25 protein-coding genes are annotated in these 23,629 nt (G+C 59.1%); 19 read left to right on the top strand and 6 right to left on the bottom strand.

The features are described from left to right. Nucleotides 1-199: 199 nt before the first annotated feature. Together AC1DQM_RS24125 and AC1DQM_RS24120 are read left to right on the top strand one after the other, a co-directional pair. A complete protein-coding gene (locus AC1DQM_RS24125; RefSeq protein ID WP_018925874.1) occupies nt 200-2,638 on the top strand; it encodes a Lon protease family protein in 2,439 nt (812 codons plus the stop codon). A 328-nt stretch (nt 2,639-2,966) separates the two neighbouring features. Beyond that, on the top strand, nt 2,967-3,308 hold the full coding sequence (locus AC1DQM_RS24120; RefSeq protein ID WP_019581273.1) for a PA4575 family protein: 342 nt from the start codon (nt 2,967-2,969) through the stop codon (nt 3,306-3,308). Nucleotides 3,309-3,314: 6 nt separating this feature from the next. Here AC1DQM_RS24120 and AC1DQM_RS24115 read toward each other — a convergent pair whose 3' ends face one another. Next, nucleotides 3,315-5,144, bottom strand: coding sequence for a hypothetical protein (locus AC1DQM_RS24115; protein ID WP_477746958.1), 1,830 nt, complete (start codon nt 5,142-5,144; stop codon nt 3,315-3,317). A 160-nt stretch (nt 5,145-5,304) separates the two neighbouring features. On the opposite strand from AC1DQM_RS24115, the gene AC1DQM_RS24110 reads away from it, so the two are divergent. The 3 genes from AC1DQM_RS24110 to AC1DQM_RS24100 all read left to right on the top strand — a co-directional run bounded on the left by AC1DQM_RS24110 (nt 5,305) and on the right by AC1DQM_RS24100 (nt 6,969). Then, a complete protein-coding gene (locus AC1DQM_RS24110) occupies nt 5,305-5,793 on the top strand; it encodes a TIGR00645 family protein (RefSeq protein ID WP_007938436.1) in 489 nt (162 codons plus the stop codon). 134 nt (nt 5,794-5,927) lie between these two features. Continuing rightward, the gene (locus AC1DQM_RS24105) at nt 5,928-6,221 is read left to right on the top strand and encodes a DUF6482 family protein (protein ID WP_096479525.1); all 294 of its coding nucleotides are present in this window, start codon (nt 5,928-5,930) and stop codon (nt 6,219-6,221) included. A 130-nt stretch (nt 6,222-6,351) separates the two neighbouring features. Beyond that, nucleotides 6,352-6,969, top strand: coding sequence for an FKBP-type peptidyl-prolyl cis-trans isomerase (locus tag AC1DQM_RS24100; RefSeq protein ID WP_007938433.1), 618 nt, complete (start codon nt 6,352-6,354; stop codon nt 6,967-6,969). A gap of 61 nt (nt 6,970-7,030) precedes the next feature. On the opposite strand, the gene AC1DQM_RS24095 is transcribed toward AC1DQM_RS24100, so the two are convergent. From AC1DQM_RS24095 to AC1DQM_RS24085, 3 genes are all read right to left on the bottom strand, one after another. Then, nucleotides 7,031-7,288, bottom strand: a complete 258-nt coding sequence (locus AC1DQM_RS24095) for a PA4570 family protein (RefSeq protein ID WP_018925879.1) — start codon at nt 7,286-7,288, stop codon at nt 7,031-7,033. 204 nt (nt 7,289-7,492) lie between these two features. Next, the gene (locus AC1DQM_RS24090) at nt 7,493-7,834 is read right to left on the bottom strand and encodes a zinc ribbon domain-containing protein YjdM (protein WP_018925880.1); all 342 of its coding nucleotides are present in this window, start codon (nt 7,832-7,834) and stop codon (nt 7,493-7,495) included. 157 nt (nt 7,835-7,991) lie between these two features. Next, on the bottom strand, nt 7,992-8,960 hold the full coding sequence (locus AC1DQM_RS24085) for a polyprenyl synthetase family protein (RefSeq protein ID WP_018925881.1): 969 nt from the start codon (nt 8,958-8,960) through the stop codon (nt 7,992-7,994). A 240-nt stretch (nt 8,961-9,200) separates the two neighbouring features. Between AC1DQM_RS24085 and rplU the strand changes: the two genes are divergently transcribed. The 5 genes from rplU (at nt 9,201) to AC1DQM_RS24060 (ending at nt 12,958) form a co-directional block, all read left to right on the top strand. Beyond that, the gene (rplU, locus tag AC1DQM_RS24080; protein WP_007901869.1) at nt 9,201-9,515 is read left to right on the top strand and encodes a 50S ribosomal protein L21; all 315 of its coding nucleotides are present in this window, start codon (nt 9,201-9,203) and stop codon (nt 9,513-9,515) included. 33 nt (nt 9,516-9,548) lie between these two features. Beyond that, nucleotides 9,549-9,806, top strand: coding sequence for a 50S ribosomal protein L27 (gene rpmA / locus AC1DQM_RS24075; protein WP_003228360.1), 258 nt, complete (start codon nt 9,549-9,551; stop codon nt 9,804-9,806). Between the two features lie 195 nt (nt 9,807-10,001). Beyond that, the gene (gene cgtA / locus AC1DQM_RS24070; RefSeq protein ID WP_018925882.1) at nt 10,002-11,225 is read left to right on the top strand and encodes an Obg family GTPase CgtA; all 1,224 of its coding nucleotides are present in this window, start codon (nt 10,002-10,004) and stop codon (nt 11,223-11,225) included. A 137-nt stretch (nt 11,226-11,362) separates the two neighbouring features. Then, nucleotides 11,363-12,481 (top strand): glutamate 5-kinase, encoded by a 1,119-nt coding sequence (gene proB / locus AC1DQM_RS24065; protein ID WP_007938428.1) that lies wholly within the window; start codon nt 11,363-11,365, stop codon nt 12,479-12,481. 12 nt (nt 12,482-12,493) lie between these two features. Next, on the top strand, nt 12,494-12,958 hold the full coding sequence (locus AC1DQM_RS24060; RefSeq protein ID WP_018925883.1) for a CreA family protein: 465 nt from the start codon (nt 12,494-12,496) through the stop codon (nt 12,956-12,958). Between the two features lie 123 nt (nt 12,959-13,081). On the opposite strand, the gene rpsT is transcribed toward AC1DQM_RS24060, so the two are convergent. Further along, nucleotides 13,082-13,360, bottom strand: a complete 279-nt coding sequence (gene rpsT / locus AC1DQM_RS24055) for a 30S ribosomal protein S20 (RefSeq protein ID WP_007901883.1) — start codon at nt 13,358-13,360, stop codon at nt 13,082-13,084. 387 nt (nt 13,361-13,747) lie between these two features. On the opposite strand from rpsT, the gene murJ reads away from it, so the two are divergent. From murJ to ispH, 6 genes are all read left to right on the top strand, one after another. Further along, nucleotides 13,748-15,286 (top strand): murein biosynthesis integral membrane protein MurJ, encoded by a 1,539-nt coding sequence (murJ, locus tag AC1DQM_RS24050; RefSeq protein ID WP_026286392.1) that lies wholly within the window; start codon nt 13,748-13,750, stop codon nt 15,284-15,286. Between the two features lie 129 nt (nt 15,287-15,415). Then, entirely contained in the window at nt 15,416-16,366 is a 951-nt protein-coding gene (gene ribF / locus AC1DQM_RS24045) for a bifunctional riboflavin kinase/FAD synthetase (RefSeq protein ID WP_018925885.1), read from the top strand. After that, nucleotides 16,367-19,198: an isoleucine--tRNA ligase gene (ileS, locus tag AC1DQM_RS24040; RefSeq protein ID WP_064620459.1), complete on the top strand. Its 2,832-nt coding sequence runs from the start codon at nt 16,367-16,369 to the stop codon at nt 19,196-19,198. Continuing rightward, nucleotides 19,191-19,703, top strand: a complete 513-nt coding sequence (lspA, locus tag AC1DQM_RS24035; protein ID WP_019581266.1) for a signal peptidase II — start codon at nt 19,191-19,193, stop codon at nt 19,701-19,703. The genes ileS and lspA overlap by 8 nt, the downstream gene beginning before the upstream one ends. 7 nt (nt 19,704-19,710) lie before the next feature. Continuing rightward, on the top strand, nt 19,711-20,148 hold the full coding sequence (fkpB, locus tag AC1DQM_RS24030; protein WP_477747013.1) for an FKBP-type peptidyl-prolyl cis-trans isomerase: 438 nt from the start codon (nt 19,711-19,713) through the stop codon (nt 20,146-20,148). Between the two features lie 235 nt (nt 20,149-20,383). After that, nucleotides 20,384-21,331, top strand: coding sequence for a 4-hydroxy-3-methylbut-2-enyl diphosphate reductase (gene ispH, locus AC1DQM_RS24025; protein WP_018925888.1), 948 nt, complete (start codon nt 20,384-20,386; stop codon nt 21,329-21,331). Here ispH and AC1DQM_RS24020 read toward each other — a convergent pair. After that, nucleotides 21,300-21,857, bottom strand: coding sequence for a GspH/FimT family pseudopilin (locus AC1DQM_RS24020; protein WP_064620453.1), 558 nt, complete (start codon nt 21,855-21,857; stop codon nt 21,300-21,302). The genes ispH and AC1DQM_RS24020 overlap by 32 nt on opposite strands. Nucleotides 21,858-21,988: 131 nt before the next feature. Between AC1DQM_RS24020 and AC1DQM_RS24015 the strand changes: the two genes are divergently transcribed. The 3 genes from AC1DQM_RS24015 to AC1DQM_RS24005 are packed head-to-tail and all read left to right on the top strand — an operon-like array spanning nt 21,989 to nt 23,618. Beyond that, the gene (locus AC1DQM_RS24015; protein WP_064620450.1) at nt 21,989-22,462 is read left to right on the top strand and encodes a GspH/FimT family pseudopilin; all 474 of its coding nucleotides are present in this window, start codon (nt 21,989-21,991) and stop codon (nt 22,460-22,462) included. After that, nucleotides 22,459-22,908 carry a type IV pilus modification protein PilV gene (gene pilV / locus AC1DQM_RS24010; RefSeq protein WP_086945906.1) on the top strand — a complete coding sequence of 150 codons (450 nt, stop codon included), beginning with the start codon at nt 22,459-22,461 and terminating at the stop codon, nt 22,906-22,908. The genes AC1DQM_RS24015 and pilV overlap by 4 nt, the downstream gene beginning before the upstream one ends. Next, nucleotides 22,905-23,618 carry a PilW family protein gene (locus AC1DQM_RS24005; protein ID WP_019650968.1) on the top strand — a complete coding sequence of 238 codons (714 nt, stop codon included), beginning with the start codon at nt 22,905-22,907 and terminating at the stop codon, nt 23,616-23,618. Before pilV ends, AC1DQM_RS24005 begins: the two co-directional genes overlap by 4 nt. The last annotated feature ends 11 nt before the right edge of the window (nt 23,619-23,629 follow it).

Below are 23,629 nucleotides of genomic sequence, written 5' to 3'. Positions count from 1 at the left end.
CCAGCCGCGCAGTTTGGAGTTTAGGCAGGTTCCAGGGGTTCCGTGATTTTTTGCGAAACATTCCCTGAAAACCTTGATTTTGACCCGCGCGGCCCGAGGATGGGGGCTTGTCTAAGCTTTGGCTTGAGGTGCGCCTTGCCAGTGGGTACGGGCAGCGCCAGAATGCCGTTATCTGCCCCGCCTGATGTAAGGAAGCCCGATGCCTGATCCTGTTGCTGCCAGCTTGCGTCTAGCGCCTGAAGCGCTGACCCGTCCGTTTTCCGCTGAACAGTTCAGCTTCTCTACCACCAATGATCTGGAGCCCTTCCGCGGTGTGCTTGGCCAGGAACGTGCGGTCGAAGCCTTGCAGTTCGGTGTGGCCATGCCGCGCCCCGGTTACAACGTGTTCGTCATGGGCGAGCCCGGCACCGGCCGGTTTTCGTTCGTCAAACGCTACCTCAAGGCCGAAGGCAAACGCCTGCAGACCCCGGCCGACTGGGTCTACGTCAATAATTTCGATGAGCCTCGCGAGCCTCGCGCCCTGGAATTGCCGTCGGGCACCGCCGGGGCTTTTATCGGTGACATCAACGGCTTGATCGACAACCTGCTGGCGACCTTTCCGGCAGTATTCGAGCACCCGTCCTACCAGCAGAAGAAAAGCGCCATCGACCGTGCGTTCAACCAGCGTTATGACCGTGCGCTGGATGTGATCGAGCGTCTGGCGCTGGAGAAAGACGTCGCGCTCTACCGCGACAGCAGCAACATTGCCTTCACCCCGATGAGCGAAGGCAAGGCCCTGGATGAGGCGGAATTCGCCCAGTTGCCGGAAGCCGAGCGCGAGCGCTTTCACGATGACATTTCCGGGCTCGAAGAGCGGTTGAACGAAGAGCTCGCCAGCCTGCCGCAATGGAAGCGCGAATCGAGCAATCAGCTGCGCCAGCTCAACGAAGAAACCATCACCCTGGCCTTGCAGCCCTTGCTGGCGCCGCTGTCGGAAAAGTATGCGGAAAACGCAGGGGTTTGTGGTTACTTGCAAGCGATGCAGGTGTACCTGCTCAAAACGGTGGTCGAGCAACTGGTGGATGACAGCAAGACCGACGCCATCGCCCGCAAATTGCTTGAAGAGCAATACGCCCCGAGCCTGGTGGTCGGGCATCCGCACAGCGGCGGTGCGCCGGTGGTGTTCGAGCCGCACCCGACCTACGACAACCTGTTCGGCCGCATCGAATACAGCACCGATCAGGGCGCGCTCTACACCACCTATCGGCAGTTGCGACCGGGTGCATTGCACCGGGCCAACGGCGGTTTCCTGATCCTCGAAGCGGAAAAAATGCTCAGCGAGCCATTCGTGTGGGATGCGCTCAAGCGTGCCTTGCAATCGCGCAAGCTGAAAATGGAATCCCCGCTGGGTGAGCTGGGCCGTCTGGCCACCGTGACGCTGACGCCGCAACACATTCCGTTGCAGGTCAAAGTCGTGATCATCGGCGCCCGGCAGCTCTACTACACGCTGCAAGACCTCGATCCGGACTTCCAGGAGATGTTCCGCGTCCTGGTGGATTTCGACGAAGACATTCCGATGGTCGACGAAAGCCTGGAGCAGTTCGCCCAGTTGCTCAAAACCCGTACCTCGGAAGAAGGCATGGCGCCGCTGACCGCCGATGCGGTGGCGCGTCTGGCGACTTACAGCGCACGTCTGGCCGAGCACCAGGGACGTTTGTCGGCACGGATCGGCGATCTGTTCCAACTGGTCAGCGAGGCAGATTTCATTCGTGACCTGGCGGGTGACGAGATGACTGACGCCGGGCACATCGAGCGTGCGCTCAAGGCCAAGGCTACCCGTACCGGACGAGTTTCGGCGCGGATTCTCGATGACATGCTGGCCGGGATCATTCTGATCGACACCGATGGCGCGGCGGTCGGCAAGTGCAACGGGCTGACGGTACTGGAAGTCGGCGATTCGGCCTTCGGGATACCGGCGCGGATTTCCGCCACGGTGTATCCGGGCGGCAGCGGCATCGTCGACATCGAGCGCGAGGTCAACCTCGGCCAGCCGATTCACTCCAAAGGCGTGATGATCCTCACCGGGTACCTGGGCAGCCGCTATGCCCAGGAGTTCCCGTTGGCGATTTCCGCAAGCATCGCCCTGGAGCAGTCCTACGGTTACGTTGACGGCGACAGCGCATCGTTGGGCGAGGCCTGCACGCTGATCTCGGCCTTGTCGAAAACTCCACTCAAGCAGTGCTTTGCGATTACCGGTTCGATCAACCAGTTCGGTGAGGTGCAGGCGGTAGGCGGGGTCAACGAGAAGATCGAAGGCTTCTTCCGGCTCTGCGAGGCTCGCGGCCTGACGGGCGAGCAGGGAGCGATCATTCCTCAGGCTAACGTCGCCACGCTGATGCTCGACGAGAAGGTGCTGGCGGCGGTGCGCGCGGGGCAGTTCCATGTCTACGCGGTGCGCCAGGCCGACGAAGCCCTGAGCCTGCTGGTCGGCGAGCCGGCCGGTACGCCGGATGAGAATGGCGACTTTCCCGAGGGCAGCGTCAACGCGCGGGTGGTGGAACGCTTGCGGGTGATCGCGGAAATGGTCAGCGACGAAGACCTCAAGGAGGCCGAAAAAGAGTTGGCGCAGGAAGCCTTGCTGGAAGTCAAACCGGCCTGAGTCAATCTCGGAACTGAGGAGGCTCCCTGTGGCGAGGGAGCTTGTCGGACCGCCGCACCGCCCCGTTCGGCTGCGTAGCAGTCGTCAAATCGGCGATGAGGTCTGTCTGATAAATTTCGGGGCTGCTTCGCAGCCCAACGGGGCAAGCCCCCTCGTCACATCTCTGGCGTCAATATTTGCACGGCGACCACTCGGCGCCTTCTGGCTGCGGGCCGCGTGCGAGCTGAACTTTTCTTCTATTCTCTGCTCAAGGATATCGACAGTTATCACTGGATCGAGACAGCCTTCCCGTGGAGGCTGAATACCGGATCTACCGAGGGTCGCCGCCATGTCGCGCAACCTCTGCCTCACCCGTCAATGCCTGGGCCTTGTGACCCGTATCGAATGTGCTATCCGCCCGCTGGCGGGAGATACGGGCATGTGGACCTTGCTTTTTGCCGCCGGAATGGCCGGCGAGCAACCTTCAGCCATCAAGGCTCAAGGCCCGTTCCGTGGGCCGGTCGTGGCTGAATCGATCCTCGACACCATCGTCGAAAGTCTGACCCTGCATGGCTACGAGCTGGCCGATGACCCGCAAATCTGGTGCCTGCACCTGCAAGCCCAGTTGCGAGAGATCAACGGTGGCCGTTTCCACAACCTTGCCGGTCCCGGGTTTCGACCTGAAGGCTGATCCAGGCTATTGATCCAGGTTACCGGGCTCGGTCTTGTCGAGTTTGACCTCGAAACCGTATTGCACGGTGGTGAGGTTGGTTCGCTGATAAGTTTCCAGACGTGTGGGCTGGCCGTAGAAGTAATGCACTGCGAATAACCCCGGACCTTGCGCGTTCGCGTCGTGACTGACCGAAAGAATCTCCTTCAGATAGTTGCCACTGTCGTCCTTGGCGAAAAAGCGCCAATCCTGGTCGGGGAACAGCTTCAGATCAACCACCAACTCATTCCCTTTGAGCGTCAGGCCCTTGGGCAGTTGGGGGGCGTCGTAGGTTTGCTTGTCGACAGTCGCCAGGAACAGCGGCATGGAGCCCACCGCGTAGGCCGGAGTTTCTGCAAACAGATTCAGATCGTAGGTGATGCTGCCGCGTAGCGGGTCGACCTGATACGCCTCCGGTGGCAGCTCGATCGGCCCATCGCGCCGGCCATTGCTGTCTTGGGTAAAGAACGTCACGGGACTTTCGCCGGGATTGAACGAGGTGCCGAGCAGTTCATCATTGAAACTTCTGGGGTGATCGAAATCGATGCGCGCGGCGCTCGGGTCATCGATCGACTGGCTGATACTGATGCTTTTTTTCAGTTGGTTCTCGTCCAGCGTCGCACCCTTGAGCCAGGTCGCAGCCTGGTCGTCGTATACCACCACGGGCAAAGCCAGTGGCTGGATGGTTTTTTCCGTCGTGTGCGGGTCGAAGCGGCGTACTGGCAGGTCCAGGTTCTTGCGGGTCACCGTGACCGCCGAGAAATCCAGCAGGCTGACTTCGAGCGTGTCGATCGGTCCATTGAAGTACACCTTGGCATACTGTCGGGTTTGTTGTTTTTCAAAGGCACGCTGGTCGTCCTCGAGCTGTTTTTCGAACGCTTCGCTCCAGGCTTTCTGCTGTTGCATTTGCGCCAGTTGTTTTTGATAGAACGCAATTTGCGTGGCGGTTTCATTGATCGCGCCCGAGCGCGAGAGGAATTGCCCGGTGCTGTCCCTGGCCTGAACGATCAGCGAGTTGGGCGGTGTATCGCGAACCTCGGGGGCCGGTGGTGCGCTGTTACTGAATTCGATTTCGGCATGGTTTTTTTCAAGTTTCAGCAGCGTGACACTGAGGTTGTCATTGGTGCGCGTCTGGCCGACGTCCTTTTTTGTCAGGTCGAAGCTGTAGATTCGGCGTGGGGCGATGACCTCCACCTTGCCTTGCAGGCTCACTGGTTGTGGCAGGTGCTTTTTGTCCACACCCAGGCCTTCGATGAAGGGGTAGGTCACCGTCAAGTCATCGGGGTTGGTCAGGTTGGAGCTCGACGGGCTCAGCTGAATGCCGGGATCGGTTTCCGACCATTCCGGCTGAAACGCGATGACGCGCTTGTTGCTGAGGGTCACCGATTGCCATTCCAGGTCATGAGGGAAAAGGAATGCGCCAGGGGCGTTGAAGTGGAGGGGGAATACTGGTTGCAGATCGGTCAGGTAATCCGAGCTGGACTCCTTGTGCAGCACGAACAGCCCGTTTATGTAAGTGTCGACCAGCGCCTGGGGCGTGGGGTAGTGCTTGAATACGGCGAGGGCATCTTCGCCGTATTCGGTGACCACCGGTTTACTGTCGAGCTTGAGTTGCGCACGCTCGAGCAGCAGCAGTGAACCGCCGAGTTCGGTCACGACGTCCTTGAGTTTCGGATCCTTGATCGCCTCCAGAGACTTTTCGAACTGCGCGGTCTTTTCTTCGAGGCTGACCTGGCGTTTCTCATCGCTGGGTGAACAACCACCGAGCAGCAATGCGAGGCAAAGTCCTGCACTCGTTAAGGGCAATCGCACATCCATTTCCAGTTTTCCTGTCCGATGTCGCTGACCTGTCATTGATCTGGACACTAGCAGAAAAACTTTGTCACACACACGCAGGTTGCGGATTTTCCGGCGGTTTCTGGGTGTAACAGGCGGCTGTTATACTCGCCGCCATTTCCAGCCCCTTGTGTGAGATTCAATGGAACGCTTTATCGAAAATACAATGTACGCCTCCCGCTGGTTGCTGGCGCCGATCTATTTCGGTTTGTCGCTGGGCTTGCTGGCGTTGGCACTGAAATTCTTCCAGGAAGTCATCCACGTCATCCCTAACGTGTTCTCGATGGCCGAGTCGGATCTGATTCTGGTGTTGTTGTCGCTGATCGACATGGCGCTGGTAGGCGGCTTGCTGGTGATGGTGATGATCTCCGGTTACGAGAACTTCGTTTCCGAACTGGATATCGACGACAGCAAGGAGAAGCTCAACTGGTTGGGCACCATGGATTCGTCTTCGTTGAAGATGAAGGTCGCGGCTTCCATCGTGGCAATTTCGTCGATCCACTTGCTGCGGATTTTCATGGACGCCAAGAACGTCGATCCTGAGCATTTGCAGTGGTACGTGATTATCCACATGACCTTCGTGGTGTCGGCGTTTGCCATGGGTTATCTGGACAAGCTGACCAAGCACTGATCCGTCCTTACTCGGTCCACCGCACCGCCCGTCTGTTGCGAAACAGACGGGCGGTGTCGTTTGTGGCTTGTACTTTGGCGCGTCGAGGCATATCCCTGTAAGAACCCTGGCTCTCCACTGCGTGAGGTGCGCTCATGAACCTGCAAGAGTTGAATGCGTATGCCATCGCCGGAAAGATCGATGAGTTGAATCTGATCTCGATGGAAGGCGTGTTCTACGTGCTGGAGGCTCGGATGCATGGTGCGGCGCATCCAGTGCTCGATGCTCATGGCGAGACATTGCAGCTGCGCTCGGTCGAGCATGCGCGTGAAGTGCTTCACGCCTGTCCCAAGCCATTCAACGTTGTATATACCTCGGCCCATGATGAAATGTGCGGTACCAGCGCCGAGGAAAGTCCGAAATTACCGAGCACCTTCCGTTCTGCGTAACAGGGCTGACGCCGCTCATCAACGTGGCGGCATCTGTGCTAGTCTGCTCGCCCTTTTGATTCCGGGCGCTCCGGGATGCGCTGTGCACGCACGGCAAGTTCCAGGGCCGTCCGCACAGCGGAGCAGTGTCATGTCCGAAGTAAATCTGTCCACCGATGAAACCCGCGTCAGCTACGGCATTGGCCGTCAGTTGGGCGACCAGCTGCGTGACAATCCGCCACCGGGCGTGAGCCTGGACGCAATCCTGGCGGGTCTGACCGACGCGTTCGCCGGCAAGCCAAGCCGTGTGGGTCAGGAAGAAATGTCCGCCAGCTTCAAAGTGATCCGCGAGATCATGCAAGCTGAAGCGGCTGCCAAGGCTGAAGCTGCTGCTGGCGAAGGTCTGGCTTTCCTGGCTGAAAACGCCAAGCGTGAAGGCATCACTACTCTGGCTTCGGGCCTGCAATTTGAAGTGCTGACTCAAGGTGAAGGCGCCAAGCCAACCCGTGAAGATCAAGTGCGCACTCACTACCACGGCACTCTGATCGACGGCACTGTGTTCGACAGCTCCTACGAGCGCGGCCAGCCTGCAGAATTCCCGGTAGGCGGCGTTATCGCTGGCTGGACCGAAGCCCTGCAACTGATGAACGCGGGCAGCAAATGGCGTCTGTACGTGCCGAGCGAACTGGCTTACGGCGCTCAAGGCGTTGGCAGCATTCCGCCGCACAGCGTACTGGTATTCGACGTCGAACTGCTCGACGTTCTGTAATCCCGGTGTTGGAGCTGGCCCGCTCCTGCAGGGCCAGCTCCGGCATTTTTACAAATGATCTTCATACCTCGAACTTGGTATTCAGATCATGACTCGGGCGCAACGCCCGGGCATAGCAAAACAGAAACAGATTGCGCACCAGTTCCTTGAGCACCACCGGCTCGCTGGAACTCAGGCCGTTGACGTCCAGATCACCCTGATCCTGCAGCTCGTTCAAGGCTTCTTCTTCAAGCACCGCACAGACTTCCCCGGTTTCCCGATGCAGGATTCTGAGGTAGGGATGTGGGCGGTCCAGCCAGGCATCGATCAAATAAGTCATGGGTCTCATCTCCATTGATTGGGTTCAATGAGAATAATTCCTATTCATTAAATAGCAAGGGCCTATTGGCGGTTTGCGTTTTTTATCGGGTAAGGATTGCGTAAGGTCAAAACGGCTGGCGTTTGGCTATTGCGAGGAGTGCTGGGTGAGGCGGGAAGGGCAAAGCACCATCCCACGCAGGGCGCGGGATGGAATACAGCGGGCTCAGACTTTTCTGACGAACTCGGATTTAAGTTTCATCGGGCCGATGCCGTCGATCTTGCAGTCGATGTCGTGGTCGCCATCGCACAGGCGGATGTTCTTGACCTTGGTGCCGACCTTGACCACCAGGGAAGTGCCTTTGACCTTGAGGTCCTTGATCACGGTGATGGTATCGCCGTCCTGCAGCACATTGCCGACCGAGTCCTTTTTCACGGTATCGTCGGACGCTACTTCGGCTTCGCCAGTGGCGGACCACTCATGGGCGCACTCCGGGCAGATCAGCTGTGCGCCGTCTTCGTAGGTGTATTCGGAATTGCATTTCGGGCAGGGTGGCAACGTGCTCACTAAAGCTCCTTGGATTCAGGATGGCTAAAAAGCGCACATTATATAGGGATTTATCGCAGGAGGGAGCGAACAGCAAAAGATCGCAGCCTTCGGCAGCTCCTTGGTGTACCCATGTGGAGCTGCCGAGGGCTGCGATCTTTTGAATTTGCTATGAATATCAGTGCGTGCGAGCGACCGCAAATTCACTCAATTCCACCAGCGCATCGCGGTATTCGCTGGCGGGCAGGGCGCCGAGGCACTTAATCGCACGGGCCACGTAGTCGCGGGCCAGTTGCGCGGTGTAATCCAGCGAGCCGGAAGCTTCGACCGCTTCGCGAATGCTTTCCAGGTCTTCGATGCCACCTTTCTGGATCGCCTGACGAACCAGTGCGGCCTGCTCCGGAGTGCCTTCGCGCATGGTGTAGATCAGCGGCAGCGTCGGCTTGCCCTCGGCCAGATCGTCACCGACGTTCTTGCCCAGAGTCTCGGCATCGCCACGGTAGTCCAGCAGGTCATCGACCAGTTGGAAGGCCACGCCCAGGTGATCGCCGAAGGTGCGTAGCGCTTCGCTCTGTTCCAGCGAGGCGCCGGCCAGGGCCGCGGCACTGTGGGTCGAAGCCTCGAAGAGCATCGCGGTTTTGCCGCGAATGACTTCCATGTAGGTTTCTTCGGTGGTGCTGGCGTCGCGGACCTTCGACAGCTGTAGCACCTCGCCTTCAGCGATGATGCGCGTGGCTTGCGAAAGGATCTTCATTACCGGCATGGAGCCCAGTTCGACCATCATTTCGAAAGAACGCGAATACAGGAAGTCGCCCACCAGCACGCTCGGCGCGTTGCCCCACATGGCATTGGCGGTCGAACGGCCACGGCGCATGCCGGACATGTCGACGACGTCGTCGTGCAGCAGGGTGGCGGTGTGCAGAAACTCGATGGTCGCGGCCAGCAGGCGCAGGTCATCGCCCTCGCGGCCCAGTGCCTTGCCGCACAGCAGCACGAGCAAGGGACGCAGGCGTTTGCCGCCAGCCGAGGTAATGTAGTCGCCGATTTTCGATACCAGCGGCACTCGGGAAGTCAGCTGCTTCTTGATGATGCCGTCGACGGCGCTAAAATCGTCCGCCACCGCGCGGTAGAAAGCTTGGGGTTGCATCAGCGACAGTTGCTCCAGAAGGGTTGCGCGGCATGCTAGGACCCACGTCCGGGCCTGTCAAGGCGCGATGGACGGCCACTTGCAACGCCAGAGTAGCTTGCGTACAATCGCGCACCCTGAACTTCCTGGGCAGCACCTGCCTTACGCAATTGCAAACAGGCCTTCCAGCCTTATGCAGCCATGCCAGCCAATACCTCTTCTTATAAAGAGCTGGGTGAGCAGGATTATCGGAGAAATACCATGTCTTATGCAGTAATCGTTACTGGTGGCAAGCAGTACAAAGTTGCTCCAGGTGAATACCTGAAGATCGAAAAACTGGAAATCGCTACCGGCGAATCCGTAACTTTTGATCGCGTTCTGTTGGTTGCCAATGGCGACGACGTGAATATCGGCGCTCCAGTTGTTCCTGGCGCTACCGTTGTGGCTGAAGTGATCTCCCAAGGTCGTCACGATAAAGTCCGCATCATCAAGTTCCGTCGCCGTAAGCACCACATGAAGCGTATGGGCCACCGCCAGTGGTACACCGAGATCAAAATCACCGGTATTCAGGCTTAATCAGCCTAATTCCTCACTAGGAGAATTGAACTCATGGCACACAAAAAAGCTGGTGGTAGTACCCGTAACGGTCGCGACTCAGAAGCCAAACGCCTTGGCGTGAAGATGTATGGCGGCCAGGTCATCAAGGCCGGTAACATCATCGTGCGTCAGCGCGGCACCCAATTCCACGCTGGCTACGGCGTTGGTATGGGTAAAGATCACACCCTCTTCGCGAAAATCGAAGGCGTGATCAAGTTTGAAGTAAAAGGCGCCTTCGGTCGTCGTTACGTGAGCGTCGTCGCAGCTTAATTGCGCGATCGCTGGAAAAGCCCTGTCTTGCGACGGGGCTTTTTCGTTTGTGGGGTGAGTCTCTTGCAAAGCTGTTTGTGATGGGCTCCAGCGCTGTATTGGCGGTCGTTGATTGAGGTCGCTGCGCTCATTTTTGCAAGAGTCTTATGTCTTGGTTGTTTTTCGGCTCGTCCGTATGGCGAGAGGCGTTTTGTTATGAAGTTTGTTGATGAAGTATCGATTCGAGTAAAGGCCGGCGACGGTGGCAACGGTTGCATGAGTTTCCGTCGAGAAAAATTCATCGAAAACGGCGGCCCGAACGGCGGCGATGGTGGTGATGGTGGTTCCATCTACATGATGGCCGACGAAAACCTGAACACCCTGGTCGACTACCGTTACACTCGCCACTTCGATGCCGAGCGCGGTTCCAACGGTGGTAGTACCGACTGCACCGGCAAAAAAGGTGAGGATCTGATCCTGCGGGTGCCGGTAGGTACCACAGTGATCGACTCTGCCACCCAGGAAGTCATTGGCGACCTGACCAAGGCCGGCCAGAAGCTGATGGTGGTTCAGGGCGGCTGGCACGGTCTGGGTAACACTCGTTTCAAATCCAGTACCAACCGTGCGCCGCGCCAGACTACGCCGGGCAAGCCGGGTGAGCAGCGCGACCTGAAACTGGAAATGAAGGTGTTGGCGGACGTCGGTCTGCTCGGTTTGCCGAACGCCGGCAAAAGTACCTTCATTCGCTCGGTGTCGGCTGCCAAGCCGAAAGTCGCCGACTACCCGTTCACCACATTGGTGCCGAACCTGGGTGTGGTCAGTGTCGATCGCTGGAAGAGCTTCGTGGTCGCGGATATTCCGGGCTTGATCGAAGGTGCTTCCGACGGCGCGGGCCTGGGGATTCGCTTCCTCAAGCACTTGTCGCGTACGCGTCTGCTGCTGCATCTCGTCGACATGGCGCCGCTGGATGACACCAGTGCGCCGGATGCCGCTGAAGTGATCGTCAGCGAGCTGACCAAGTTCAGCCCGTCCCTGGCCGAGCGTGATCGCTGGCTGGTACTGAACAAGTGCGACCAGATCCTTGAAGAAGAGCACGATGCTCGCGTCAAGGAGATCGTTGATCGTCTGGAGTGGACCGGTCCGGTCTATGTGATCTCGGCGATCGCCAAGCAAGGCACCGAGCGTCTGTGCCACGACATCATGCGTTACCTGGAAGATCGCGCCGATCGCCTGGCTAACGACCCGGCCTACAAGGAAGAGCTGGCTGAGCTCGATCAGCGCATCGAAGATGAAGCGCGCGCCCAGTTGCAGGCGCTGGACGATCAGCGTGCTCTGCGCCGCAGCGGCGTGAAGTCGGTCCATGACATCGGTGACGACGATTGGGACGAAGAAGATGTGGATGACGAAGACGGTCCGGAAATCATTTACGTGCGTGACTGATTCGTTGCGATAAACTTAAGCGCCGCTCACTGGAGCGGCGTTTTAGTATCTGGAAATCGACTGTTGGTCACGAAGAACCACGAATAACGTCACGGGCAGTGCCAGGTCGCGCTGCCCTCAAGCTAAGGTTGAAGATGATGCGGAGCAAGGTGACAGGTGCGCAGCGTTGGGTCGTGAAGATCGGCAGCGCTTTGCTGACGGCGGACGGCAAAGGCCTGGATCGCGCAGCAATGGGTGTCTGGGTCGAGCAGATGGTTGCCCTGCATGAGGCGGGCGTTGAACTGGTGCTGGTGTCCTCCGGGGCAGTGGCGGCGGGCATGAGCCGTCTGGGCTGGACCTCGCGACCCAGTGCGATGCATGAGTTGCAGGCGGCTGCCGCCATCGGTCAGATGGGGCTGGTGCAGGCCTGGGAGTCGAGCTTCGCCGAACATGGTCGGCATACCGCGCAGATTCTCCTGACTCACGACGATTTGTCCGACCGCAAGCGCTACCTGAATGCTCGTAGCACTTTGCGTGCGCTGGTTGAGTTGAAGGTGATCCCGGTGATCAACGAAAACGACACTGTGGTCACTGACGAAATCCGTTTCGGCGACAACGATACGTTGGCGGCGCTGGTGGCGAATCTGGTCGAAGCCGATTTGCTGGTGATCCTCACTGATCGCGATGGCATGTTCGATGCTGATCCACGCAACAATCCCGATGCCAAGCTGATTTATGAGGCGCGGGCCGACGATCCGGCGCTCGATGCGGTAGCCGGTGGCACTGGTGGTGCGCTGGGGCGTGGCGGCATGCAGACCAAGCTGCGCGCTGCGCGTCTGGCGGCGCGCTCTGGTGCGCACACCATCATCGTTGGTGGGCGTATTGAGCGAGTGCTGGATCGCCTCAAGGCTGGCGAGCGCATCGGCACTTTGCTGTCGCCTGAGCGCGGCATGCTGGCGGCCCGCAAACAGTGGCTGGCCGGGCATCTGCAGACTCGCGGCACGCTGGTGCTGGACGCGGGGGCGGTGACTGCGCTGTCTCAGGGCAACAAAAGTTTGCTGCCGGTAGGTGTAAAGCTGGTCCAGGGCAGCTTCCGTCGCGGCGAAATGGTGGTCTGTGTGGCGCCGGACGGTCGTGAAATCGCTCGTGGCCTGGCTAACTACAGTGCTCTGGAAGCACAAAAAATCATCGGTCAGTCGTCTGAGGCGATTATCGGTCTGTTGGGTTACATGGCGGAGCCGGAGCTGGTTCACCGGGATAACCTGATTCTGGTCTGAAGGAATACCTGAATGCGTGTGGCAAAAGGATTATTGGGCTTGTTGTTGGCGATGCCGTTGCTGGCCTCGGCCGAGGAAATTGGCCAGGTGTCGACGGTGTTCAAATTCGTTGGCCCGAACGACCGTATTGTTGTCGAGGCGTTTGATGATCCGAAAGTGGAGGGCGTGACCTGTTACCTGTCGCGTGCCAAGACGGGTGGCGTGAAAGGTGGTCTGGGATTGGCCGAGGATCGCGCCGAGGCGTCTATTGCATGTCGCCAGGTCGGGCCGATCAGCTTCAAGGGTGAGCTCAAGGATGGCGAGGAGGTATTCAAGGAGCGCACCTCGCTGGTATTCAAGACTATGCAGGTGGTGCGATTCCTCGACAAGAAGCGCAATACCCTGGTGTATCTGGTCTACAGCGATCGCTTGATCGAGGGCAGTCCGCAGAATGCAGTGACGGCAATTCCGATTCTGCCGTGGACGCACGCTCAGTAAGATAACGAAGGTCCAGGTGTGGGGGTGAGTCTGCTTGCTCCCACATTTTTTTTGCATTGTATTTAATAAATCGCAGGCAATAAAAAACCGACCCTGAGGTCGGTTTTTTAACGAGCGCGTCGCTTAGGCAGCAGCGGCAACGTTCAGGGCCTTGACGTGGCCATTCAGGCGGCTCTTATGGCGAGCAGCTTTGTTCTTGTGGATGATGCCTTTATCGGCCATACGGTCGATAACTGGCACGGCCAGAACGTAAGCAGCTTGAGCTTTAGCAGCGTCTTTTGCGTCGATGGCTTTAACTACATTCTTGATGTAGGTACGAACCATGGAACGCAGGCTGGCGTTGTGGCTGCGACGCTTCTCAGCCTGTTTTGCACGTTTTTTGGCGGAAGGTGTGTTGGCCACCGTCGAGCTCCTCGAAAGACTTTTTAGGAAATAGCAAACAAAATAGGCCGCGAATCATGCCGATGAGTTGATGTCTTGTCAAGGGCGGAAGAGACGTTCCGCTAAGTGGCCGGTTCCGGCCCCATGAAAACTACTGCGCTCGGCAATACAGCGTTGAAAGCAGGCTCGAAATGCTCATTGACTAAAGTCAACTCCGCTTTCTCGCCTGCTTTCGCCTTGTCTTGCCTTTGCTCGCTACGTTTTCAAGGGGACGGTGCGCTGGATATTTCTTTCCGGCGCGCGACCTGTAAACTCGCGAGCTTTGGCTCTGTGCTGTTGCGGCGCGGAGTATCGCATAAGTGGGCGCGTTGTTCGCCTGCTGTTTATCGACAGGCACAAACTCTTTCAATGAATCTGCTCAAATCGTTGGCCGCTGTCAGCTCTATCACGATGCTTTCCCGGGTGTTGGGGTTTGTTCGTGACACTCTAATCGCCCGTGCATTTGGTGCCGGAATGGCGACTGACGCCTTCTTTATCGCCTTCAAGCTGCCCAATCTGCTGCGGCGGATCTTCGCCGAAGGGGCATTTTCCCAGGCCTTTGTGCCGATTCTTGCCGAATACAAAAGCCAAAAGGGCGAGGAGGCGGCGCGAACCTTCATTGCCTACGTCTCAGGCCTGCTGACACTGGTACTGGCGCTGGTCACTGCGTTGGGCATGCTCGCCGCCCCCTGGGTTATCTGGGCCACGGCACCGGGTTTCGTCGATTCTCCTGAAAAATTCCGGCTGACAACCGATCTGCTGCGGGTCACTTTCCCTTATATATTGCTGATCTCCCTGTCGTCGCTGGCCGGGGCGATCCTCAACACCTGGAACCGCTTCTCGGTGCCAGCTTTTGTGCCGACCCTGCTCAATGTCAGCATGATCATCTTTGCAGTATTCCTGACGCCGTATTTCGATCCGCCGGTGATGGCGCTGGGCTGGGCCGTTCTGGTGGGTGGGCTGGCGCAGCTGCTCTATCAACTGCCGCACCTGAAAAAGATCGGCATGCTGGTACTGCCGCGTTTGAATCTGCGCGATAGCGGTGTCTGGCGGGTCATGAAACAGATGCTGCCCGCGATCATCGGCGTTTCGGTGAGTCAGATTTCGCTGATCATCAATACTATATTTGCCTCGTTCCTGGTGGCCGGCTCCGTGTCCTGGATGTATTACGCCGACCGCCTGATGGAATTGCCATCCGGCGTGCTGGGTGTGGCGCTGGGCACGATTTTGTTGCCGACCCTGGCCAAGACCTATGCCAGCCAGGATCGCCACGAATACTCGCGAATCCTCGATTGGGGGCTGCGCCTGTGCTTCATGCTGGTGTTGCCGTGCGCCCTGGCGTTGGGGATTCTGTCTGAACCGCTGACGGTTTCGCTGTTCCAGTATGGCCATTTCAGTGCTTTCGATGCGGCCATGACTCAGCGCGCGTTGATCGCTTATTCCGTCGGCTTGCTGGGGATTATCGTGATCAAAGTGCTGGCGCCGGGCTTCTATGCGCAACAAAACATCCGCACGCCGGTGAAAATCGCGATTTTCACCCTGATCGTCACTCAGCTGTTCAATCTGGTGCTGATCGGTCCGCTGGCGCACGCCGGCCTGGCCCTGGCCATCAGCGCGGGTGCCTGCATCAACGCCGGCTTGCTGTTTTATCAATTGCGCAAGCAGCAGATGTATCAGCCGCAACCGGGTTGGGCGAAGTTCGGGCTCAAATTGCTGGTGGCGGTAGCGGTGATGTCTGCAGTATTGCTGGGCGCGATGCACTTTATGCCGGCCTGGGGGCAGGGGCCTATGCTTGAGCGGCTGCTGCGTCTGGGTGCATTGGTGATCGCAGGCGTCGTGGCGTATTTCGGCATGTTGCTGTTGATGGGCTTCCGTTTGCGCGACTTCAATCGCAAGGCCTTGAGCTGAAGACGTTATCTCGATAATCATGGGCGAACCGGCAGTTTTGTCGGCTCGATTACTTTGGGTTACGGTGTTGCCTGTCGTCGGCCGCCGGGTGTGGTTATAATCGACCACTTTATGAGCAAGAAGCGCGTTATGCAGCTGGTTCGAGGTCTCCACAACCTGCGCCCCCAGCATCGGGGCTGTGTCGCCACTATTGGCAACTTTGACGGTGTTCACCGTGGCCACCAGGCTATCCTGGTCCGGCTGCGAGAGCGTGCGCTCGAGTTGGGCGTGCCCAGCTGCGTGGTGATTTTCGAGCCGCAGCCGCGGGAGTTCTTCGCTCCGGACACCGCCCCGGCCCGTCTGGCCCGCTTGCGGGACAAACTGCAGCTGCTGGCCGAAGAGGGTGTCGACCGGGTGTTGTGCCTGGCTTTCAACCATCGCCTGAGCAAACTCAGCGCCAGAGAGTTCGTCGATACCATTCTGGTGGACGGCCTCGGGGTGCAGCATCTGGAAGTCGGTGACGATTTCCGATTTGGCTGCGACCGGTTGGGGGATTTCGACTACTTGCAACAGGCCGGCGTCCTTCAGGGCTTTACCGTCGAAGCGGCGCAGACCGTCGAGCTGGACGGCATTCGTGTCAGCAGCACTCAGGTCCGCAATGCCCTGGCCGCTGCCGATTTCGCCTTGGCCGAGCAACTGCTCGGTCGCCCGTACCGGATTGCCGGTCGGGTCCTGCATGGCCAGAAGCTGGCGCGCCAGTTGGGTACGCCCACGGCCAACGTGCAACTCAAGCGTCGTCGTGTGCCGTTGAGCGGGGTTTACCTGGTCAGCGTCGACATCGATGGCAAGACCTGGCCAGGCGTCGCCAATATTGGTGTGCGGCCAACGGTCGAAGGGGATGGCAAAGCTCACCTCGAAGTGCACCTTTTAGATTTTGCCGGCGATCTGTATGACCGGCGTTTGACGGTGGTTTTCCACCACAAGCTGCGTGAAGAGCAGCGTTTCGCCTCTCTGGAGGCGCTTAAGACGGCGATCAATGCGGATATCGCCGCCGCCCGTGCCCTGTCGCACCTAGCGCCAATCGCTAATGAAGAGCCTTAAATGACCGACTATAAAGCCACGCTAAACCTTCCGGACACCGCCTTCCCAATGAAGGCCGGCCTGCCTCAGCGCGAACCGCAGATTCTGCAGCGCTGGGACAGCATTGGCCTGTACGGTAAGTTGCGCGAGATTGGCAAGGATCGTCCGAAGTTCGTACTGCACGACGGTCCTCCGTACGCCAACGGCACGATTCACATCGGTCATGCGCTGAACAAGATTCTCAAGGACATGATCATCCGCTCGAAAACCCTGTCGGGTTTCGACGCACCTTATGTTCCGGGCTGGGACTGCCACGGCCTGCCGATCGAGCACAAAGTCGAAGTGACCCATGGCAAGAACCTGGGCGCCGACAAGACCCGCGAACTGTGCCGTGCCTACGCCACCGAGCAGATCGAAGGCCAGAAGTCCGAATTCATCCGTTTGGGCGTGTTGGGCGACTTCGCCAACCCGTACAAGACCATGGACTTCAAAAACGAGGCCGGTGAAATCCGCGCCCTGGCGGAAATCGTCAAGGGTGGCTTCGTGTTCAAGGGCCTGAAGCCTGTGAACTGGTGCTTTGACTGCGGTTCGGCCCTGGCTGAAGCGGAAGTCGAGTACGAGAACAAAAAGTCCGCGACCATCGACGTGGCCTTCCCGATCGCCGACGAAGCCAAGCTGGCTGCCGCGTTCGGTCTGCCGTCGTTGGGCAAACCTGCTTCGATCGTGATCTGGACCACCACTCCGTGGACTATCCCGGCCAACCAGGCGCTGAACGTTCACCCGGAGTTCAACTACGCCCTGGTCGACGTCGGCGACAAGCTGCTGGTACTGGCTGAAGAATTGGTCGAGTCCTGCCTGGCCCGCTACAGCCTGGAAGGTTCGGTGATCGCCACCACCACCGGTAAAGCGCTGGAACTGATCAACTTCCGTCACCCGTTCTACGATCGCCTGTCGCCGGTCTACCTGGCCGACTACGTTGAGCTGGGCGCGGGCACCGGCGTGGTTCACTCCTCGCCAGCCTACGGCGTGGACGACTTCGTGACCTGCAAGAAGTACGGCATGGTCAACGATGACATCATCAATCCGGTGCAAAGCAATGGCGTGTATGTGCCATCGCTGGAGTTCTTCGGCGGCCAGTTCATCTGGAAGGCCAATCCGGCCATCGTCGATAAACTGACCGAAGTCGGCGCGCTGCTGCACACCACCACCATCGAACACAGCTACATGCATTGCTGGCGTCACAAGACCCCGCTGATCTACCGCGCCACCGCGCAGTGGTTCATCGGCATGGACAAAGAGCCAGCAGCGGGCGACACCCTGCGCAAACGCGCGATCAAAGCCATCGAAGACACCAAATTCGTCCCGGCCTGGGGCCAGGCGCGCCTGCACTCGATGATCGCCAACCGTCCGGACTGGTGCATCTCCCGTCAGCGCAACTGGGGCGTGCCGATCCCGTTCTTCCTGAACAAGGAAAGCGGCGAACTGCACCCACGCACCGTCGAACTGATGGAAATCGTCGCCCAGCGCGTCGAAGTCGAAGGCATCGAAGCCTGGTTCAAGATGGACGCCGCCGAGTTGCTCGGTGACGAAGCGCCGCTGTACGACAAGATCAGCGACACCCTGGACGTCTGGTTCGACTCGGGCACCACGCACTGGCACGTCCTGCGCGGTTCGCACCCGATGGGTCACGAGACCGGCCCACGCGCCGACCTGTACCTGGAAGGTTCGGACCAGCACCGCGGCTGGTTCCACTCGTCGTTGCTGACCGGTTGCGCCATCGACGACCACGCACCATACCGCGAACTGCTGACCCACGGTTTCACCGTCGACGAATCCGGTCGCAAAATGTCCAAGTCCCTGGGCAACGTGATCGCGCCGCAGAAGGTCAACGACACCCTGGGCGCCGACATCATGCGTCTGTGGGTAGCGTCTACCGACTACTCAGGTGAGATGGCGGTTTCCGAGCAGATCCTGCAACGCAGTGCGGACGCCTACCGGCGCATCCGTAACACCGCGCGCTTCCTGCTTTCCAACCTGACCGGTTTCAACCCGGCCACCGACCTCCTGCCGGCCGAAGAAATGCTCGCCCTGGACCGTTGGGCGGTGGATCGCACGCTGTTGCTGCAACGCGAGCTGCAGGAACACTACGGCGAATACCGTTTCTGGAACGTTTACTCCAAGATCCACAACTTCTGCGTGCAGGAGTTGGGCGGTTTCTACCTGGACATCATCAAGGACCGCCAGTACACCACTGGCGCCGACAGCAAGGCCCGTCGTTCGTGCCAGACCGCGCTGTTCCACATCAGCGAAGCGCTGGTGCGCTGGATCGCGCCGATCCTGGCGTTCACCGCCGACGAGCTGTGGCAATACCTGCCGGGTGAGCGTAACGAGTCTGTGATGCTCAACACCTGGTACGAAGGCCTGAGCGAGCTGCCAGAAGGCTTCGAGCTGGATCGCGCTTACTGGGACCGGATCATGGCGGTCAAGGTTGCGGTCAACAAGGAAATGGAAATCCAGCGTGCAGCCAAGGCCGTCGGTGGCAACCTGCAAGCCGAAGTGACGCTGTTCGCCGAAGACGCGCTGAGCGCCGACCTGGCCAAGCTGAGCAACGAACTGCGTTTCGTGCTGATCACTTCGACCGCCAGTGTTGCGCCATTGGTGCAGGCACCGGCCGATGCCGTGGTCACCGAAGTCAGCGGCCTGAAGCTCAAGATCGTCAAGTCGGCTCACGTCAAGTGCGCCCGCTGCTGGCACTGCCGTGAAGACGTCGGTGTGAACCCGGAACATCCGGAAATCTGCGGTCGTTGTGTCGACAACATCAGCGGCGCGGGCGAGGTTCGTCACTATGCCTAATGCGGCTGGCCGTTTCGGACGGCTGAGCTGGCTCTGGTTGAGTTTGCTGGTCCTGGTCATTGACCAGGCCAGCAAGTTCTACTTCGAAGGCAAGCTCGAGATGTACCAACAAATCGTGGTGATCCCCGATTTGTTCAGCTGGACCCTGGCCTACAACACCGGGGCGGCGTTCAGCTTCCTGGCTGACAGCTCCGGCTGGCAGCGCTGGTTGTTTGCCTTGATCGCGGTGGTGGTCAGTGCGGTGCTGGTGATCTGGCTCAAGCGCCTGGGGCGCAACGACACCTGGCTGGCGATTGCGCTGGCCCTGGTGTTGGGTGGCGCGCTGGGCAATCTGTACGACCGCATTGCCTTGGGCCATGTGATCGATTTCATTCTGGTGCACTGGCAGAACCGCTGGTATTTCCCGGCGTTCAACTTTGCTGACAGCGCCATTTCTGTCGGTGCCGTAATGCTCGCGCTGGATATGTTCAAAAGTAAGAAGACCGGAGAAACCGTTCATGACTGAACAGGTATTGGCTGAACAACGTATCGGCCAGAACACGGAAGTCACCTTGCACTTTGCATTGCGCCTGGAGAACGGCGACACCGTCGACAGCACTTTCGACAAAGCCCCGGCGACCTTCAAGGTCGGCGACGGCAACCTGTTGCCAGGCTTCGAGGCCGCGCTGTTCGGCTTCAAGGCCGGCGACAAGCGCAGCCTGTCCATCGAGCCGGAAAACGCTTTTGGCCAACCTAACCCGCAAAACGTGCAGATCATCCCGCGCTCGCAGTTCCAGAACATGGAACTGTCGCCAGGATTGCTGGTGATCTTCAATGATGCGGCCAATACCGAGCTGCCAGGCGTGGTGAAGGAATTCGATGACGCGCAAGTGACCATCGACTTCAACCACCCGCTCGCCGGTAAGACCTTGACCTTTGACGTCGAGATCATCAACGTCAAAGCGCTGTAACGTTGTGGAAGCGAGCCTTTGTGGCGAGGGGGCTTGCCCCCGTTGGGGTGCGAAGCGCCCCTGAAACCAGCCACCGCTATCTTGAATGAGAAAGCGGTGACCGGTTTACGATTGCTTCGCAATCGAACGGGGCGATGCGGCGTTCCGACAAGCCCCCTCGCCACAGCAGGCTCGCTCCCACAGTTGGTTTTTCACTGTTTTCGCTATTTCTTGCGCGCAAGACACGAGGCACAGCATGCAAATCAAACTCGCCAACCCCCGTGGCTTCTGCGCCGGCGTGGACCGGGCGATCGAAATCGTCAACCGCGCCCTGGAAGTCTTCGGGCCGCCGATCTATGTGCGCCACGAAGTGGTCCACAACAAATTCGTCGTCGAAGACCTGCGTGCCCGTGGGGCGATCTTCGTCGAGGAACTGGATCAGGTGCCGGACGACGTGATCGTTATCTTCAGCGCCCACGGCGTTTCCCAGGCCGTGCGTACCGAAGCCACAGGTCGTGGCCTGAAGGTGTTCGACGCGACCTGCCCGCTGGTGACCAAGGTGCACATCGAAGTCGCGCGTTACAGCCGTGACGGCCGTGAATGCATCCTTATCGGTCATGCCGGCCATCCGGAAGTCGAAGGCACCATGGGCCAGTACGATGGCAGCAATGGTGGCGCGATCTATCTGGTCGAAGACGAGAAAGATGTCGCCGAGTTGCAGGTGAACAACCCTGAAAAGCTGGCCTTCGTTACCCAGACCACCCTGTCCATGGACGACACCAGTCGCGTGATCGACGCCCTGCGTACACGTTTCCCGGCGATCGGCGGTCCGCGCAAGGACGACATCTGCTACGCCACGCAAAACCGTCAGGACGCCGTCAAGCAACTGGCGGACGAGTGCGACGTGGTGCTGGTGGTCGGCAGCCCGAACAGCTCCAACTCCAATCGTCTGCGTGAACTGGCCGAACGCATGGCCACCCCGGCCTATCTGATCGACGGTGCCGAAGACTTGCAAAAGAGCTGGTTCGACGGTGTCGAGCGTATTGGCATCACGGCCGGTGCCTCCGCTCCGGAAGTGCTGGTACGTGGCGTGATTCAGCAATTGCAGGCTTGGGGTGCCACCGGTGCCGATGAACTGGCCGGTCGCGAGGAGAACATCACCTTCTCCATGCCTAAAGAGCTGCGCGTGCGTTCGCTGCTGTAATACTTTTCGCCTTTCGACACAGCGCCTGCTCAGCCTTACGGTTGGCCAGGCGCACTCGACCGCTCGCCGCCAGCACCACCTGGAGCTGGCTGACCGGCTCGCGAGCCGAGCAAATATGTAGCGTCCCTGCCTGAAATGCCCGCCCGGGCATCAGCGGTTGGCCCAGACTGCTGAACCGCACGAAACGCCTGACCCACCAATTGCCGACAATCGGCGTCCGCGCATCACCTGCGCGCTCGACCAGTAGCGGATTGCTGCTGTCCTCTGGCCCTTTGCCGCTGATGTCCAGAATGATCCGCCAGCCCTGGCTCCAATCGCCGTTGATGCCATGAATGACCACGTTCTGGTTGCGGGTTATGGCCAGGGTTCTGGCCTGCCGGATCCCGCTGATCAGCGACTCGGCCGCCTGCTCCCGATGATTCGATTCCGTCAGTGCAGCGAACGCCGGACTGACCAAGTGCAGAACAATCCCGACAATCGTCAGTCCCATGAGCAGTCCGATCAAGCTGAAACCTTGCTGATGCATGTCATCTCCCTCCATGGAGTGCTGCGGCCCGCGCGATCCTTGCGCGAGTAATGGCAAAACAACCGTACATCTGTCGGTCGAATGTTCTAGCGTGTAGAAGCAGGTATAGCCGACGGCAACGGAGGGCACTGATGGATCATCGTACAAAAGGTTTCACGCTGATCGAGCTGCTGGTCACGCTCGCGGTGTTTCTGATCCTGATTACACTGGCCGTTCCGGCGTTCACCCGCTCGGTGCAAAGCAACAAGGCCGACACCGAGGTCGGCGACTTGCAACGGGCACTCAATTACGCACGGCTTGAGGCGATTGATCGGGGCCTCACCACTCGGGTTCGCCCGACGGCCGGCGGCAGTGTCTGGACCGGCGAGCTGAGCGTTTATGACGGTACTGGCAATCCGGCCAATGTATTGCGGGTTGTTCCAGCGATGAGCAGCGGAGCAACTCTGACGCTAACCTCAGGAGTGACCGCGATTGATTTCAACAATCTCGGCGGCTTGGCAGCGCCGTCCACGGCGGTGGTGATCAGTTATGTGCTGGGGGCGCAAAGCAGGACGCTGAATGTGTGTTTGAACGGACGAATTCTATTGGGTGGAAGTTGCGGATGAGGGGTTGGAGCAAGCGTGCACAGGAGGGCATGACGCTGATCGAGGTATTGGTCGCGTTGTTGGTGCTGGCTGTGGGTCTGTTGGGCGCGGCGGCGATTCAGCTCAATGCGCTGAAGTACACCGACAGCTCACGGATGACCAGCCAGGCGAGTTTTATCGCCTACGACATGATGGACCGCATTCGCGCCAATTCCGGCGCCGATTACACCGTCACGCCGCCGACCTCGGGCAACTTGAGCGTGGCCCGGGATCAGGACCTCTACGACTTCACCACCAATATCGTCAATTTCGGCGGCGCCACGGCCACCGGCAGCATCGTCCGCAACCAGCGGGTATACACCATCACCATTACCTGGGACGACTCCCGGGCCGCCAATATCGCCGATTCGCGCCGCAGTTTCGTCCTCACCAGCCGCGCCACCGTTGATCCGGCGACGACACCATGAACAGAACCAGCAGAGGTTTCGGCCTGATCGAATTGCTGATCGCCCTGGCATTGAGCCTGATCGTGATCCTGGGCGTGGCGCAGATTTTCATCGCGGCCAAAAACACCTACGTCAGCCAGAGCACTGCCGCCGGCATGCAGGAAGATGCACGGTTCGTCCTGAGCAAGATGATTCAGGAAATTCGCATGGTCGGCATGTTCGGTTGTCTGGGTACGATTACCGACGCCAGCTCGGCGGGGGATTTCAATGCAAGCCTGCTCACGCCGATCAGTTGGGACAATGCCAACCTCAAATTGACGCTGGTCACCGCAGATGTCGGCGGCAGTGGCGGAGTGCCGACCTGGACGGTGGTTTCCGACTGTCGAAATACCGCGACGGCCTACACCGGTTTACGCACGCCGGCATCGGGGCAGTTGGCGTTTCCGATCAGGCGGCTGATCTACAGCTTCAGCAACAACCAACTGCTGATGGGCACCGGCACCGGCACGCCGACTCAGGCGGTGCTCATCAATAACGTCAGTGCTTTTGGCGTGAGCTTCGGGCTCGCCAGCTCAGCTACGGATACAGCCGCCTCCAGCTATAGCAGCAATCCGTCCGATCCGGCGCGAATCCGCAGTGTGCGGCTGACGCTGACCCTCACCGACCCGAACAACCGGGTCCGCAATCAAACCTTCAACGTAGTTGCCGCCTTGCGCAACCGGTTGCAATGAGGGGAGGGCCG

This window comes from Pseudomonas sp. 01L34 (assembly GCF_056400265.1).
The sequence above is the reverse complement of the archived record's forward strand: the minus strand, read 5'-3'. Positions and strand labels throughout refer to the sequence as shown.

Excerpts from the sequence above, each read along its gene's own strand:
- AC1DQM_RS24125 (WP_018925874.1), top strand. The coding sequence starts at position 200 with ATGCCTGATCCTGTTGCTGCCAGCTTGCGTCTAGCGCCTGAAGCGCTG.
- AC1DQM_RS24120 (WP_019581273.1), top strand. The coding sequence starts at position 2,967 with ATGTCGCGCAACCTCTGCCTCACCCGTCAATGCCTGGGCCTTGTGACC.
- AC1DQM_RS24115 (WP_477746958.1), bottom strand. The coding sequence starts at position 5,144 with ATGGATGTGCGATTGCCCTTAACGAGTGCAGGACTTTGCCTCGCATTG.
- AC1DQM_RS24110 (WP_007938436.1), top strand. The coding sequence starts at position 5,305 with ATGGAACGCTTTATCGAAAATACAATGTACGCCTCCCGCTGGTTGCTG.
- AC1DQM_RS24105 (WP_096479525.1), top strand. The coding sequence starts at position 5,928 with ATGAACCTGCAAGAGTTGAATGCGTATGCCATCGCCGGAAAGATCGAT.
- AC1DQM_RS24100 (WP_007938433.1), top strand. The coding sequence starts at position 6,352 with ATGTCCGAAGTAAATCTGTCCACCGATGAAACCCGCGTCAGCTACGGC.
- AC1DQM_RS24095 (WP_018925879.1), bottom strand. The coding sequence starts at position 7,288 with ATGACTTATTTGATCGATGCCTGGCTGGACCGCCCACATCCCTACCTC.
- AC1DQM_RS24085 (WP_018925881.1), bottom strand. The coding sequence starts at position 8,960 with ATGCAACCCCAAGCTTTCTACCGCGCGGTGGCGGACGATTTTAGCGCC.
- rplU (WP_007901869.1), top strand. The coding sequence starts at position 9,201 with ATGTCTTATGCAGTAATCGTTACTGGTGGCAAGCAGTACAAAGTTGCT.
- rpmA (WP_003228360.1), top strand. The coding sequence starts at position 9,549 with ATGGCACACAAAAAAGCTGGTGGTAGTACCCGTAACGGTCGCGACTCA.
- cgtA (WP_018925882.1), top strand. The coding sequence starts at position 10,002 with ATGAAGTTTGTTGATGAAGTATCGATTCGAGTAAAGGCCGGCGACGGT.
- proB (WP_007938428.1), top strand. The coding sequence starts at position 11,363 with ATGCGGAGCAAGGTGACAGGTGCGCAGCGTTGGGTCGTGAAGATCGGC.
- AC1DQM_RS24060 (WP_018925883.1), top strand. The coding sequence starts at position 12,494 with ATGCGTGTGGCAAAAGGATTATTGGGCTTGTTGTTGGCGATGCCGTTG.
- murJ (WP_026286392.1), top strand. The coding sequence starts at position 13,748 with ATGAATCTGCTCAAATCGTTGGCCGCTGTCAGCTCTATCACGATGCTT.
- ribF (WP_018925885.1), top strand. The coding sequence starts at position 15,416 with ATGCAGCTGGTTCGAGGTCTCCACAACCTGCGCCCCCAGCATCGGGGC.
- ileS (WP_064620459.1), top strand. The coding sequence starts at position 16,367 with ATGACCGACTATAAAGCCACGCTAAACCTTCCGGACACCGCCTTCCCA.
- lspA (WP_019581266.1), top strand. The coding sequence starts at position 19,191 with ATGCCTAATGCGGCTGGCCGTTTCGGACGGCTGAGCTGGCTCTGGTTG.
- ispH (WP_018925888.1), top strand. The coding sequence starts at position 20,384 with ATGCAAATCAAACTCGCCAACCCCCGTGGCTTCTGCGCCGGCGTGGAC.
- AC1DQM_RS24020 (WP_064620453.1), bottom strand. The coding sequence starts at position 21,857 with ATGCATCAGCAAGGTTTCAGCTTGATCGGACTGCTCATGGGACTGACG.
- AC1DQM_RS24015 (WP_064620450.1), top strand. The coding sequence starts at position 21,989 with ATGGATCATCGTACAAAAGGTTTCACGCTGATCGAGCTGCTGGTCACG.
- pilV (WP_086945906.1), top strand. The coding sequence starts at position 22,459 with ATGAGGGGTTGGAGCAAGCGTGCACAGGAGGGCATGACGCTGATCGAG.
- AC1DQM_RS24005 (WP_019650968.1), top strand. The coding sequence starts at position 22,905 with ATGAACAGAACCAGCAGAGGTTTCGGCCTGATCGAATTGCTGATCGCC.